Source organism: Mizugakiibacter sp. (assembly GCF_039680435.1).
In the GTDB taxonomy this organism is placed as follows: domain Bacteria; phylum Pseudomonadota; class Gammaproteobacteria; order Xanthomonadales; family Rhodanobacteraceae; genus Mizugakiibacter.
Genome location: NZ_JBDKSX010000030.1, coordinates 1 through 13,664 on the forward strand (window position 1 = coordinate 1; position 13,664 = coordinate 13,664).

General features: G+C 64.8%; 16 protein-coding genes. All 16 read right to left on the reverse strand.

Annotated elements, in window-relative coordinates:
* The coding region (locus ABFC67_RS03670) for a hypothetical protein (RefSeq protein WP_346736691.1) at nt 1-2,716 on the reverse strand (2,716 nt) is incomplete at its 3' end.
* A gap of 22 nt (nt 2,717-2,738) precedes the next feature.
* Nucleotides 2,739-3,038, reverse strand: a complete 300-nt coding sequence (locus tag ABFC67_RS03675; protein ID WP_346736692.1) for a DUF1799 domain-containing protein — start codon at nt 3,036-3,038, stop codon at nt 2,739-2,741.
* 14 nt (nt 3,039-3,052) lie between these two features.
* On the reverse strand, nt 3,053-3,436 hold the full coding sequence (locus ABFC67_RS03680; protein ID WP_346736693.1) for a phage tail assembly chaperone: 384 nt from the start codon (nt 3,434-3,436) through the stop codon (nt 3,053-3,055).
* 102 nt (nt 3,437-3,538) lie between these two features.
* Nucleotides 3,539-4,186, reverse strand: coding sequence for a phage tail tube protein (locus tag ABFC67_RS03685; RefSeq protein WP_346736694.1), 648 nt, complete (start codon nt 4,184-4,186; stop codon nt 3,539-3,541).
* Nucleotides 4,187-4,277: 91 nt separating this feature from the next.
* Complete coding sequence (locus ABFC67_RS03690) at nt 4,278-4,625, reverse strand: DUF3168 domain-containing protein (protein WP_346736695.1); 348 nt, start codon at nt 4,623-4,625, stop codon at nt 4,278-4,280.
* A gap of 2 nt (nt 4,626-4,627) precedes the next feature.
* Complete coding sequence (locus ABFC67_RS03695) at nt 4,628-5,056, reverse strand: HK97-gp10 family putative phage morphogenesis protein (RefSeq protein WP_346736696.1); 429 nt, start codon at nt 5,054-5,056, stop codon at nt 4,628-4,630.
* Between the two features lie 5 nt (nt 5,057-5,061).
* Nucleotides 5,062-5,370 carry a phage head closure protein gene (locus ABFC67_RS03700; RefSeq protein ID WP_346736697.1) on the reverse strand — a complete coding sequence of 103 codons (309 nt, stop codon included), beginning with the start codon at nt 5,368-5,370 and terminating at the stop codon, nt 5,062-5,064.
* Nucleotides 5,367-5,933 (reverse strand): head-tail connector protein, encoded by a 567-nt coding sequence (locus tag ABFC67_RS03705; RefSeq protein WP_346736698.1) that lies wholly within the window; start codon nt 5,931-5,933, stop codon nt 5,367-5,369. Before ABFC67_RS03705 ends, ABFC67_RS03700 begins: the two co-directional genes overlap by 4 nt.
* A gap of 8 nt (nt 5,934-5,941) precedes the next feature.
* Entirely contained in the window at nt 5,942-7,453 is a 1,512-nt protein-coding gene (locus ABFC67_RS03710) for a hypothetical protein (protein ID WP_346736699.1), read from the reverse strand.
* A gap of 22 nt (nt 7,454-7,475) precedes the next feature.
* Nucleotides 7,476-7,847, reverse strand: a complete 372-nt coding sequence (locus ABFC67_RS03715) for a hypothetical protein (protein WP_346736700.1) — start codon at nt 7,845-7,847, stop codon at nt 7,476-7,478.
* 3 nt (nt 7,848-7,850) lie between these two features.
* On the reverse strand, nt 7,851-8,045 hold the full coding sequence (locus ABFC67_RS03720; RefSeq protein WP_346736701.1) for a hypothetical protein: 195 nt from the start codon (nt 8,043-8,045) through the stop codon (nt 7,851-7,853).
* A 58-nt stretch (nt 8,046-8,103) separates the two neighbouring features.
* Complete coding sequence (locus tag ABFC67_RS03725) at nt 8,104-9,489, reverse strand: phage major capsid protein (protein WP_346736702.1); 1,386 nt, start codon at nt 9,487-9,489, stop codon at nt 8,104-8,106.
* A 14-nt stretch (nt 9,490-9,503) separates the two neighbouring features.
* Nucleotides 9,504-10,205, reverse strand: a complete 702-nt coding sequence (locus tag ABFC67_RS03730; protein WP_346736703.1) for an HK97 family phage prohead protease — start codon at nt 10,203-10,205, stop codon at nt 9,504-9,506.
* Nucleotides 10,183-11,400: a phage portal protein gene (locus ABFC67_RS03735; RefSeq protein ID WP_346736704.1), complete on the reverse strand. Its 1,218-nt coding sequence runs from the start codon at nt 11,398-11,400 to the stop codon at nt 10,183-10,185. The genes ABFC67_RS03730 and ABFC67_RS03735 overlap by 23 nt, the downstream gene beginning before the upstream one ends.
* A complete protein-coding gene (locus ABFC67_RS03740; RefSeq protein ID WP_346736705.1) occupies nt 11,397-13,130 on the reverse strand; it encodes a terminase TerL endonuclease subunit in 1,734 nt (577 codons plus the stop codon). The genes ABFC67_RS03735 and ABFC67_RS03740 overlap by 4 nt, the downstream gene beginning before the upstream one ends.
* A partial coding sequence (locus tag ABFC67_RS03745; protein ID WP_346736706.1) for a phage terminase small subunit P27 family occupies nt 13,090-13,664 on the reverse strand: 575 nt, incomplete at its 5' end. The genes ABFC67_RS03740 and ABFC67_RS03745, both read right to left, overlap by 41 nt.

Sequence of the window (13,664 nt, forward strand, 5' to 3'; positions counted from 1 at the left end):
CCTTTTGAAGCGCCTGCACGCTGGGGAACAACGTCCGCCCCATGCTGTCGGCCAGGTCTTTGGCCATCTTCTCGACAGCAGCCTGGGCATCGCTGAAATCGAGGTTATCGACGCGCATGCCGAAGCCGACCAGCTTGTCGGCGAGGTCGGTGTCGTCGAACAGCTTGCCAACAGCCAAATAGTTGTCGCGCACGCCGGTATAGATGCGGTCGAGGAGCGCGTCGAATTCGTTCGAGATCGCGGTCGCCCGCGTCTCGTTCTTGTCGCTGCGGAACCAGCCACCATCCTTGGCCCAATCCTGCAACGTATTGCCGTTGACCATGCCGCGATCAACTTCGCTGAAGCTGCCGGAAAAACGCGGGGCGCCCGTGGGTTCCCATGACCCGCCGAACAGTTTGTCTTTGAAGGCATAGATCGCGGCGGCGGCAGCGGCCGCCCACCCCACATAGGGCACCCAGGCGAAGCTACCGGCCGAGGCAGCAGCCCCGCCCGCCGCACTCGCCGCGCCGGCTTCCGCAGCCGAGGCCGCAGCGGCGGCCGCCGATGCTTCGGCGGCCGTCGCCGCAGCGGTGGATACGCCAGCCCAGCTATTGTTTGCCGCGATGAACGCGCCGAGCGCATCGCCGCCGATGGCGCCGACCGTATTGGCATACGCCAGCGAGCCGGCCGATGCGCCGACCGTTGATCCGGCGCCCAGTAGCCCGGCCAGCGTGTTCACGCCAGTGCTATAGCCGGTCGCCGCGCCATACAGGTTATAGATGCTGTTCGCCTTGTCAGCCAGGCCAAAGTAATTCGTTCCGGCGCCGCCGTTCTCGCCGCCAGTCCCGAGCACGGCATTGATGCCGGTATTGACAAGATTCCCACCCGTCGTGATGGCCGCTTGCACCGCAAACTTCAAGACCATCGCCTTGAAGGTGTTCTCAAGGTTCTTGGCGAAGGCCTGGCCGAACGAATCCCCCGACTCGAAAGCCCGGTAGAGCGCGTCGGTCAGGCTCTGGCCGATCTGGTCGGTGAATTTCTCCCACTCGCGCGCCTGCGCCTGCAGCTTGGGCTTGGTGATCTCGACGCTCTTGAGGCGCTGCAGCGCGGTGATCTGCTGCTCGATCAGGTACAGCTCGGCTTCGCGCCCGTCGATGCCGCGCAGGCGCTCGGCCTCGGCCTGCTTGATGGCGATCTGCTCGTCGTAGCGAGCGGCGGTCAGGCGCTCGAGGTCGCCGCCGGTGGCGCCGATGGCGGCCAGCTCGATCTCCGAGGCTTTGGCCTTGTCGAGCAGCTTTTCGGTTTCGCTGGCCAGCGACGAAATGCTCTTCTGCCGGTAGTCTTCTTCTTCCTTGAGGAGCTTGGCGCGCTCCTTCTCGGCTGCGACGGCGCCCGGCTGCAGCGCGACGTAGCGCTCGAAGACGGCGTTGAATTCGCCGAGCTTGAGGGCGCCGCGGTCGTAGGCCTTGAGCAGGGTCTCGACGTTCTTGACGTAGGACGAATCGAAGTCGCTGGCTTTGCCGTTGATTGTGTTGAGCAGGGCCGCCAGGGCGTCGGCTTCGGCCTGGGCTGCCTTGGCCGCCGTGTTGTGCGCCTTGGCGGTTTCGTCGGCTTCCTTCTTGGTCTGGACGTAGCCCTTGGCCATCTTGGCCTGCGCTTCGCTGATCGCCGTCGACGCGGCGGCGCCGTCGCGCTGCGCTTTTGCCAGGTCGTTCATGGTCGCTGCCAGTTCGACCGCCTTGGCGTTGCCGCCGAGCAGCGCGGTACCGAACTTGGTGAAGGCCAGGTTGACGTCTTCGCTGCCGGTTTTCAGACCGTTGAGGGTGGGCAGCAGATCCTTGGCGACTTCGAGGGTGACGCCGAGCTGCTTGGCGAGCTTGTCGGCGCCGCTGCCGGCATAGGCGCCGGCCAGCTTGTCGAGGGTGCCGTAGTCGCCAAGGCCGCCGAGCGATTCGCCGAACTTCTTGGACGAAACCAGCTGCTGGGTGCGGATGAATTCCTGCTGGAAGGCGAGCTGGTCGAGGGTGGCCTGGCGCACGGCGCCGCTCGACGCATTGAACTGCTCGTAGAGCTTGTCCATGTCGAAGGTCTTGACCGTCGCCCCGACGGCACCGACCGCTTTGTCCAGGTCGGACATGGCATTGTCGAGCGTCTTGGCTTTCTCGGCCGAGCTGCCGAAGGCTTGCACCAGGTTGGGCAGCAGCGCGGCCAGCACGCCGACCGCAGCGCCCGCTGCGCCGAAGCCGGCGAGCATCTGCGGCAATTGCATGCCGAGGGCCTTGGTCGCATCGACTCCGCCATTGACCTGAACGATGAAGTCCTGCAGCTGGTAGGAGGTATTCTGCAGGCCGCCACCCATGCCGCGCGAGGTGGTGCCGACGCGCACCTGCGCTGCTTCGAGTTCGCGCAGCTTGGCCAGCATCGGCTCGAACTTGGCGGCGTCCAGGCCTTGCGCGGCAATCTTGATGTCGAGCTTCTGCGAGGCGGTCTTGCCCAGCATTTCGAGCTGGCTGGTGGCGCGCTTGATCGAGGCGCTGATCTTGCCCTCGGCGCGCGTGAATTGCTCGGCGCTGGCGTCGGCGCCACTGCCGATACCATCGACCGCCTTGCCGGCCTTGCTCGCCGAGGTATCGACCTGGCGCGCCATGCTCTCGGCGGCGTTGCCGACGCGGTTGAGCGCACTTTCGGCGCCCTCCGTGCTGACGACGACTTCGCCTTGAATCTTGAGGTCGGACATGGTGGCTTCCTATCAAAGCCCGCTATTGGCGGGCGGCTTCCTGCATGGTTTTCAGGGCGGTGGCTTCGCAGAGGCGGATGTCGCCGAACATCTGCCACCATTCGTCACCCACCAGCTGATGGCGGTCCAGCAGCAGGAACAGCGTGGCGTAATCAAGGCCGGTGGGGCCGGCCATGCCGACCTTCCACTGCGTCTGCAGCGAACTGAAGAGGGCGAAGGCCGGCCAGTTCTCCGGCCAGATCTCGGCTTCTTCCTCGTAGTCGGCGAGTTCGAAGCCGGCGGCCGCGGCTTCCTGGGCGCTCGGCAGGCGGGCATAGAACACCCGCACTGCCTCCGTTAGTTTTTTACGCGGCCCTCTACCGTGCAAAGACGGTATGCCTCCATGATCTCGGCGGCAGCAGCGGGCAGTTCGTCGCACAGTTGCTCGGCGGTTTCGCGGTTGAGTGGCTCATCGAGGTTCCAGCCATCAATCACATCGAGCAGATAGGCGGCGTTTTTGTCGCGCGTCTTCGCCATCAAATCGGCCATCTTGAATTCACCGTCGGCGGGTGCTTCTTCCTTGGCCGCCGCGAAGATGCCGTCGATGAAGGCGCCGAACTCGCTGCGTGTACGATATTTGAAACTGACTTCGATAGCGCCCTCGCCGCCTTCGACCAGCGGGAAGGCGATGACGCGCTTGAAATTCTTGGGGCGATTCCCGAGCTTTACTTTATTGGCCATGATTTATTGTCCTTGTGCGCAAAAAGACGCTGGCGGGTGCGACCCGATGATCCAGCGTTGAAAAAACCGGAGGCCGAAGCCCCCGGCATGGCTACAGCGGGATTACGACGCGTAGCGAACACTCCGGTTATTTCCGGAGAAAGTCGCCTTGACGCGATTGATGGAGCCGTCTTGCATCATCACGGTTTCGTTCAGCGCCACGGTGCAAGGCACCAAATTGAGTGAGCCGGAACGAGTGACGATCTTCAGCACCGTATCGGTTTGAACGTCCGTCAGCGTCTTGAGTGCGGTATAGCCAGCGGTGCCAATAGAATCGGCATCGAGTTCCATCGTGTAATCGGTAGCGGAAAAACCGTCATTTATGCTGTAAGAAACGTCGCTTTCAATGAACTTGTATTCCACCTTCTTCGGCTCGCCGCCCGAGCTGGAAGGCGACATGACGGTGGTGATCTGCGTGAATGCCGAGATCTTCTGCACGGTGCCGACGCCGGTTCCCGACGGGAACCAGGTAGTGTTGGTAGTATCGGCGCCTTCGAGGACGAAAGAGTCGGTAGTCACGCTCTTGATGCGGAAGGCGCGCTTGTTCAAGCGACCCCAGCCCGAGAACATGATGACGATGTCGCCGTTGCTGTAGCCGTGGGCGGTGGAACCGACGACACATTCGGCAGCGTTGGAGGCCGTCGACACGGTTTTGGCGGTGGCGATCGAGGAGGCGATGTAAAACGTGGAGCCAGTGGGAACCTGGGCCATGATTCTTCCTTTCAGAAAAGAAAAACCCGCCGAGGCGGGTGGTATTGCGCCCAGATGGGCAATAAAAAACCGCCTTGCGGCGGTTGTCTGGTTATCTGGTTGCCCAGATGTCGAAACGCTGCAGCGATCCGTAGAGCAGCGGGTCGGGTTCGTAGGTCGAGAGCGGTTCGCCCTGCGGCGTTGCGGTGAAGGCGGCGCTGGCGCAGAGGGCGTCCTCGATGGCGCGGATCAGCGTCAAGGCTTCGCTGCGCGTCTTCGACCAGGCGTTGATTTGCAGCAGCGTGTGGCGGCGGTCGGCGGCGGCACCATCGATGTAGCGCAGCGACTCGCCACCGATGCCCTGCCAGGTGACATAGGGCGTCGCCGTATTGGGCGGCGCGATGTCAGGATAGGTGCGCACGCAGATGCCTTTGAGCAGCGTCGCCAGGTCGGATTCCATGCTCATTTTCCGCTCACTTCCTCGATGAAGCGCGCCTTGATCGCGGCACGCACTTCGGCGCGGGTCTCGGCGACGGCGGCAGCGATGAACGAGCGGGCTGGGGCCTTGCTGGTGCCGAATTCGACCATCGCGCCATAGGGCGCTTTGCTGGCGTTCCAGCTGATGTGGTAGGTCGACACGTCCTTGAAGCTGTTGTCCTGGCTGAATGCCTGGTAGATCGATTCGCGCAGGTTGCCGGGCGCGAACGGCCCGTAGCGGCGGTTCTGGCCGTAAAAGTAATGCGGCGCGGCAGCCACCGGCGCCAGCACCTTGGCGCGGTCGTAAATGATCTGCGCCCCGGCCTGCGCTGCCGGGCGCGTCGCCTTGTTGAGCATGTCGGCGGTGGCGCGCAGGTCTTCCTTGAACTTGCGCACATCCATCTTGATCTTCATGCCCATCACGCCACCCGCTGACAAACGAGGTCGATGTATTGATTCTTGCCGTCGGGCAGCACGGCGCGGATGTCGTACAGGTCGCTGCCATGCACGACGCGCAGGCCGGCGTTGAGGCCGCTGCGTTGGCGGATACGGATGCTGGCTTGCACCAGGCTGGCGTCGGCGCCCGCCTTGAGCGTTGCCGTCCCGCTCAGGTGGCGGACATCGGCCCAGACGGCGGCAACGAGCGTCCAGGTCTCGAGCGGCTGGCCGAGCGCATCGGTGCTGCTGCTGCGCTGCTCGATGTTGATGCGGTGGTTGAGCGTGGTCATGCGTAGAGCTTGTAGCGGTCGAGCAGGCCGTCGAGGTAGCTGCGCGGCAGTTCGCCGGGATTGCCGTCGGTGGTCGCGGCGCTGTGCTTGTACCAGGTCGAGATGGCGACCAGCATCCACATCTTGAGCGCCGCGAGGTCGGCGTCGCTGGTGGCGTGGCCGCAGGTGTAGCGCAGGCGCACGGCGTTGGCCTGGGCGCGTGGCGTCGGCCAGGTATAACCGTAGGCCGGGACGACGTAGCCGGGCAGCGAATCCTTGTCGAGCTGGTAGGACTCGGCGGCCAGCGTCTGCTCGATGCCGGCTTCGTCGATGTACTTCAGCGAGGTGACGGCGGTGATCGGCGCGTTGTACAGCGTAAAGGCCTCGGGGAAGGCGTCGAGGACGATTTCCCAGGTCTGCGGGGCGAAGGCGCGCCCGGTCTTCTGCTCGGCGAGATGGCGCGCGGCGCTGATGAAGGCGGTGATGCGGGCATCGTCGTCGCTGCCGTCGACGCGCAGGTGCAGCTTGGCTTCCGCCAGGCTGACCGGCTCGCTGCTCGGGGCGGTGATGAGCGTGTAGGCCATCGCTTTCCTTAGTTCGTTGGACGCCGGCCGCCAATGGCGGTCGGGCGGGTGGTTGCTGCCTGGCGCGGGCGCGTGCCAGAGACCGGGCGTGGCGCAAAGCCGGACCCGGCCGGTCCGGGAATGGGCGGCAGGACGCCACCGACGAAGCGGTCAGCGCCGATTTCGCCAACACTCAAAGTGCCGATGATGCGGATGCCGCCGCTGGCGACGAAGACATCCGGCAGCTCGATAGCGGTAAAGGCGCCGCTGACGATGATCTTGCCGTTGGCGGCGAGCGTATCGCCGGCCTCGTGCGCGGTGAGCGCGCCGCTGACCGGCCCCCAGCTGATGCTGCCGCTGGCGCCAAGACTGTCGGCGCCGCTTTCGCTGGCGGCCAGGCTGCCGAAGAGCGGCGGCCCCCAGCTGACGATGCCGGAAGCAGACAGAGTGTCGCGGACTTCGCTGGCAGCAAGCGATCCTTTGACGATCACCTTGCCGCTGCTGGTGAAGCTGTCGCGGGCTTCCGTTGCGGTCAGGCTACCCTTGACCAGCACCTTGCCGGCACTGGCAAAGCTGTCGGCGCTTTCCGATACCGCCAGCGCGCCCTTGACGGCGACCTTACCGCTGGCGGTCAGCGTGTCGCTGCCGCTTTCGCTGGCGGCGAGCGCGCCGGTAATGGACGGGTCGCCGGCGGTGCCGCTGGCGGCGAAGGTATCGCTGCCGGTTTCCGCTACGGCCAAGGCGCCCTGGACGATGACATCGCCCGTACTGGCGAAGCTGTCGGCGCCTTCCGTTGTGGCCAGCGCACCCTCGACCAGCACGGTGCCGCTGGATGCAAAGGAATCGCTGCCGGTTTCCGTAACCGCCAGGTCGCCGGTGGAAATCAGCTCGGCGCGCAGCGCGATGGTCAGGCCGACCGCAATCGAGCTGGTCTGCGTGATCGTCGTATTGCCGGTCGCGCCAGCGGTGCCTTTGAAACCATGCCCGACCCAGATACCGCCACCGACGCCGGTATTGACCACCTGATCGTGGTCTTCGGTGATGCCGGTCAGGTTGCCGTTGGTGTAGGCCGTGACCGCCGTCGTGCTGTTCAAGTCCTGGTCACGGGCAATCGACCAGAAGATCAGCGCATTCGCCGTGGCCGTCGTGATGCCGGTCATGGTCAGCGTAGCGTTGGCCGTCGCTAGCGTGGTCGCTACCGGCGTGGCGTCGAACGGCGTGGTGGCATCTACCCCACGGAAACCGCAGATGATGCCGTTGGTGACGGTGCCACCCGTCACCGAGACGGTCGGCGCGGTATCGCCCGACTGCCACCAACGGTAATAGGTGCTGACGCGCGTGCCACCGGCAGTATTCGCCGTGCCGGTGCTGACGGGCGAGCCGGTTACTGCCGTCCAGCCGGTGATGGTGCTGACGGCCTGGTTGCAGGTGTGCACCGTCAGAATCATCAGGTCGCCGGCCGCCATCGAGGCCGGAATACCCGGAGAAATCGAAGTGGTGCCGGCGGCCCAGGTGCCTTTATTGACGAAGGTAATGGCCACGTTTACCCCCGTTCCGTACTAATCAGGCGTGAGTGATAGTGGCGCTGTTGATCGTGACCGTCTGGCCGGCGGTAATGCTGGTGCTGTCCAGGTTGATGTCGCTGCCCGAAGTGCCGACGGTGAGGCCGGTAACGATGTCGGTGCCGGCGGTGGCCGTGCGGATGCGCGCGGCAGCGGCGGTGCCGGTGTTGTCGGCCGAGGTGTCGGACTTGGGGAAGCCGGAGAAGGTGAGGACGCCGCCGGAAGCGGTGCCAGCGGTGGCGTTGAGGCTGATGGTGGCCAGGATGCTAGCCATGCCGGTAGTGCCAATCTCGAGGACGCCGGTGCCGCCGATGGCGGTGACGACGGCGGTCAAGCGGGCATCCTTGACGGCGTTGGTGTAGGTGACTGCCATGATTTACTCCTTGGCCTTGCGGCGCACGGGTTTTTGCTGAATTTCCTGGTCGACCGCAACCGCAGCGGCCCAGCCTTCGCGCTGCGCGACTTCGGCCAGTTCCTGGTCGTCGGTCTCGAATTCATCACCTTTTGCAAACGTCACAGGTTCGACGCCGCGCAGGAAGTAGGTGAATTCCTGTTTTGCTTTGAGGTGCATTGCTGACTCCAATGAAAAACGGCCCCCGCAGGGGCCGTTTCATGGCTCGATGTTTTGCTCAGGAGGCAGCGATCTTGAGCAGCTTGATTGCCTGGGTGTTGCGCAGCTTGCCGCCGACGCGCTTGCGCACGTAGAACTTGACGAAACCGGGCGAGGTGATTTCGTCGCGGGTGATACGCATGCCGACGCGATCGGCGATCAGGTAGCCTTCCTTGAAGTCGCCGAAGGCGAGCGGGAAAGCACCGGCGCCAACGGCCGGCATGTCTTCGGCTTCAACCACCGGGTAGCCCATGAAGGTATCCGGCTGGCCGGCAGAGAGGCCCGGCTGCCACATGTAGGCGTTGGTGGTGGCTTCCTTGTACTTGCGGATTGCCGACAGCACCAACTTGTTGGTGACCCAGGTCGCGTTGCGGCGATAGGTCGAGCGCAGCGAATAGACCAGGTCGTAGAAGGTATCCGGCGTGGTCGGCAGGGCAGCGGCTTGACCCGAGGCGATGTACTGCAGGGTGCCGAAGGCGCGGCTGGAATCAGCCGTGGCAACCGGCGTCGGGCCGGCGAGGAAGCCGGTGGGCTTCTTGGTGCCGTTGCCAGAGACGAAGGCGGCGCCTTCACCGGCAGCAATGGCTTCAAACACGGAGTCGATCAGCCACTGCTCGACGTTGAAGAAGAGGTCGTCAAGCGACTCCTCGGTAGCCTGCGGCTTGGCCGAGGCGACACCAAAGCTCGGCGCAACTTCGGCCAGGTCGGGGGTGTTGGTCTGGTTGCGGGTGTCGCCCTCGCCCAGCCACTCAAATGCACCGCCGCCGATGTCGACCAGCTCCTTGTAATCCGATGTGCCGACGGTGCGCACGGTGGCGATCTGGCGGATCGGCGAGATGTCGACGGTCAGGCGGGCGATCTGGCGCTCAATCTGCTCAGGCAGCGCAAAGCCGCCGGCCGAGCCGGTCGAGGTGATGACCTGCGCTGAACGGGTCTCGCGGCCTTCGGCCTTGGCCTTGGCTTCCAGGGCGCGGGCGGCCGAGGTGGCTTTCTGCTGGCGCTCGTTGTCGGACGGGGCGCGCATCCAGTCAAGGAAGGCGTGGCGATATTCGGCGGATTCCTGCGACTCGCCATCTTCCTTGCCGGCACCGAAGACGCCGGGGCGGGCCAGCTTGGTTTCCATCTTTTCGAGCTTGGACTTGACTTCGGTCAGGCTGCCGATGTGTTCGTCCATCTTGGCCAGCTTGGCGTCGAGGTCGGCGGTCGAGCCACCGGCCTTGACGGCGGCGATGCGGGCGTCGTTGGTCTTCTTGTACTCTTCGAAGGCGGTGCCGATCTTGTCGATGGCATCGGCGACCGACTTGATGTTCGGCTCGTCGCGCTTTTCGTAGCACGGGGTGGCGCCGGCGTTGGCTTGGAAGGCGGCGAAGCTGATGGCCATCATGGCCAGAATGTTTTGTTTCATGGTGCGATTCCTTTTCAGGTGGAGGACTTGATGGATTCAAGCAGGCGGTTGGCCGCTTTCATTGCCGCGCTGGCCGACTCGGCGGACTCGCTCCGCGCCTCGCCCATACGCATGACGCGCGACACGATGGCCGTAGCGTCGGTTTTGCTGAATCCGGCCTCGCGCAGGATTCGTTCAGCATCTTTCGGGGTCGCCAGATCATCCGGCGCGGCCTTGACGTTAGTGACGCGGGCTTTTTCGTTGGCCGGGAAGGTGACCAGGGAGACTTCCCAAAGGTCGATTTCGGTCAGAGTGCGGACATCGGTGTCGCGGTCGTAGGCCCACTGTTTCGACATGAAGCCGATGGACAGGCCATTGATGGCGCCGGCTTTGAGCAGCGCATGGGCTTCCTTGCCGCGCACGGTGTCCATGACCAACTGGCCCTTGATATAAAGCCCCTTTTCGTCTTCGACCATGTCTGTCCACACGCCTATGGGGTGATCGGCGCTGTGCTGCCAGAGCATGGCGGGCATGGTTCCTGCAGCCTTGTGGGCGGCCAGCGTTGCGGCAAAGGCGCCCTTGGCGATGATGTCGTCCCAGTTGTCGCGGACGCCGAAAACGGAGCCGTAGCCTTCAATGGTGCCGTCTTCACCGGTGGCTTTCAGCGAAAGGACGAATGAGCGGGTCTCGTGCCGGGGCGCGGCGCTCTTGCGCTCAATTTGCCGGTTGGTCTTCATTGCCGGATTCTCCTGCATTGGTGTCGGTTGTCATGTTGAGTGGTGTCAGCGGTTCATCGAGGCCGGGCAGCGGATCCTTGCCTTCTTCTTCGCGCAGCTCGTTGCGGGTGTAGATGCCCATTTCGGCCATGGTGCGCGCCCATTGCGCGCGGTCTTTCATATCGCCGGCGGACAGGTAACGGGTGTCGAACTCGGCGAACAGTGGGCCACCGCCGTCGAGTAGCATTTCGTCGAGCCGGTCGCGCCAGGCTTTATGCCAGGGCGCCAACGTGTGCTTCAGGTGGGCGGCGAAGAAGGCTTCGGAGCTGGCGAAGGTGGCTGACTTGTCGCTGTGCCCGACCATGATCGGGAAGATATTGAAGGCGCGGCAGATTTCCTCGACCTGCAGGCGCCGCGTTTCGACATGCTGGGCGTCGACGCCGGAAATGGCGGTACTGGTCCACTTGGCGTTGCGGTCGAGAACCAGCGGCACGCCGACCTTGTCGGGGCCGCTTTTGTTTTTCAGCCAGCCGGTCAGGCGCTCATGCTGCTCCTGGTTGAGCGCGCCGTCGACGGAGTAAATCCCGGATGGGCGCAGTCCGTTTGCGTGAATCCCGGCCTGGCTTTTTTCGGTGGCGATCGACAGGCCAATGGCGCTTTGCGCCAGGCGGATGACATCAAGCGCGCCGACCCAGTCCCATTGCAGCCCGTTGAGTACAAAAACGTCATCAGGGGCGAACTCGCCGATCAGGCCAAAGTCGTCCCAGCAGCGATAGCGGATGTCGTAGCGCGAAATCTTGCGCACATCCCAGCACCCTGGCTGCACCGGGATCAGTTCGCGCACGCGGCGATTGTTGCCGCGCACCTTAATCGACAGGGCGCCACCAGTCAAAGCGGCATGCAACGTCATCTGGCGGCGCCACTCGAATGATGTCTGCCATTCGTTCGGGCGGCGTGACAGCATCCGGTATTCCGGGACGTTGGTAGCGCGCTCAGACTTGCCGTCGGCAGTCTCGCGTTTGATGTGCAGGTCGGGCGTGGCACAGCCGTCGGCGATGACGCGCACGCAATCGAGGACGGTGGCGACCTGCAGGGCGGTCTTGGCCGTGACGTGAACGCCGGCAACAGATGCGCCGCCGCCGTCGATCAGCGCGGCTACCTGGTCATAGGTGAGCTGGGCTGCCTTGCGGCCAAAGATGCGGTCGAATAGTTTCACGCGGTTTCCCAAAATGATTGTTCTGCTCCTGCCGGCTGCCTTGCTACTAGCCCGGCGCCCATGACGGCGGCGACCATCAGGTCGATTCTTCCGTTGGCCTTGTCCTTGGCCAGCTTGCGGTTTTCGGCGGCGTCGCTCTGCACCACGGCGTTGGCGGCGCACCAGGTGAGCACCGGGTGGCCCGGATGGGCGACGGTGCCGTTGAGCAGGTGCGTCTCCATCGCCTCGAGCGCAGGACTCATGCTCTGGTAGCCCTGGCCAAAGGCTTCAAGCGGCGGCAGGCTGACGCCGTTGTCGCTGGCCAGCGCCTTGAAGTCCTCGATGCGCCAGCGGTCGAAGGCGACCGCCTGGATGTCGAAGTGGTCGGCGAGCTGCGCCAGCTTGAGCGCTACCTGCAGTTTGCTGACGGCGCGCCCCGGCGTGGTGTCGAGGTGGCCGGCAGCGCGCCAGGCCAGGTAGGGCACGCGGTCGAGTTCTTCCTTGCGCTGCAGGTCGGCGTCGGGCAGCCAGCAGAAAGGCACCAGGCGCCACGGTTCGCCGTCGTGCTCTGGTTCGACCCACAGCACCAGGCCGGTGAGGTCGGTGGTGCTTGACAGGTCGAGGCCGCCCCAGGCCCGGCGGCCCTTGAGCTGCTGCCAGTCGTAGTCGTCGGCGCGGGTCAGCCAGGTGTCGGCGCTGATCCACGGGTTTTCCGCCTCGGTCCATTGGCAGAAGCACAGCCGCCGGACCAGGGCTTCCTTGCTCGGCATGCCGCGCGCTTCGCGCACTTGCTCGCGCAGGTACTTGATGCCGGGTAGATCGGCTTCCTGCAGGCTGGGGTTGGCTTTCGGCCAGCAGCTTTCGTCGGTGATCGGATCTTCGCCGTCATCGAGGCTGCAGATGTAGGCGAAGAAGGCGTCGTCGTGCAGCACGCCGGCGGCGACCTTGGCGCCGTAGTCGTGATAGTTCCAGCACACCGAGGTCTTGCTGGCGCCGGAGTTGGTGATCATGAAGATCAGCGCCTGGCGGCGGCTCTTGGTGCCGGCGCGCATCATCTCGACCACGGTGTTGGTGCGATGCTCGTGCACCTCATCGATCAGCGCGATGTGCGGGCGCGGGCCGCTTTGCCCGTCGTCCGCTGAGATCGGCCGGAAGAAGGCGGAGCGCTCGAGGTAGGCCAGGTTCCAGACGTTCTCGCCGGTGCCGCTGCCCTTGAGGCGACGGTTCAGCTCCGGCGACTGCTGCCACATGGCAACCGCATCGCGGAAGAGGACCATGGCCTGGTCCTTCTTGGTGGCCGCGGCGTAGATCTCGGCGCGCGGTTCGCCATCGGCGACCAGCCCCTTCATGCCGACACCGGCGGCGAGCGGCGACTTGCCCGACCCTTTGGCGGTCTCGACGTAGGCCACGCGGAAGCGGCGATGGCCGTCGGCAGTCTTCCAACCGAACAGGCTGCCGACCACGAAGCGCTGCCAGCCGAGCAGCTTAAACGGCACGCCCTCGTATTCGCCGCCGTTAAGGCACAGCACCTCCTCGAAGAAGGCGATCGCCTCGAGGGCGGCGGCGCTACTCCACACCAGGCCGCGCTCGGCGCCAGTGCGCAGGTCGGCGATGTGGCGGGCGCAGGCGGCGCGCACATGCGGGCCGGCGAGGCGCTTGCCGGCGGCGACTTCGCGCGCGTAGCGGGTGGCCGGGTCGCCCGGCAGCCGCTTAGGTGAAGAAGCGCGCGGCACCTTGGGGCTTGTCGCCATCCTTGCCGAATCCGAAGAGGTCGCCCTGGGCGGCAGCGCCGGCGACGCGGTTGATCGCGCTCGGCGTCATGCCGAACTCGGCAGCGAAGGTTTTCATCTGCTCGGCGGCGCGGTTGCTGACCTGCAGCCAGACGCCGATCTGCTTGTAGCCCGAAGGCGTCGTGCTGACCAGGGCGTCGTCGCCAATCTCGGCCAGCTTGCGCTCGGCATGCACATAGCGGCCCCAGGCCTGGCAATAGACGGCCAGCGGGGCGCGGTAAAGGTCGGCGATGATACCCATCGCTTCCAGCAAAGGCACCACGCGCTGCCACTCGGCCAGTGCATCGGCGCTCAGGTGATCCGGCGCGTCCGGCACATGCACCGGCGGGCGGTTGTGATCGACCAGCTCGGCGGCCGACTTCTTCGACCGATTACCCTGGAGCAGATGCACGTTTTTCGGCAGCGCCTTGCGCCCCGAGTTCGAATTACCGGCCATCGTCGCCTCCCAGGTGGCGAATACCCCCCTCCCATTTTCCCCGCCGCTGCAAATCGATG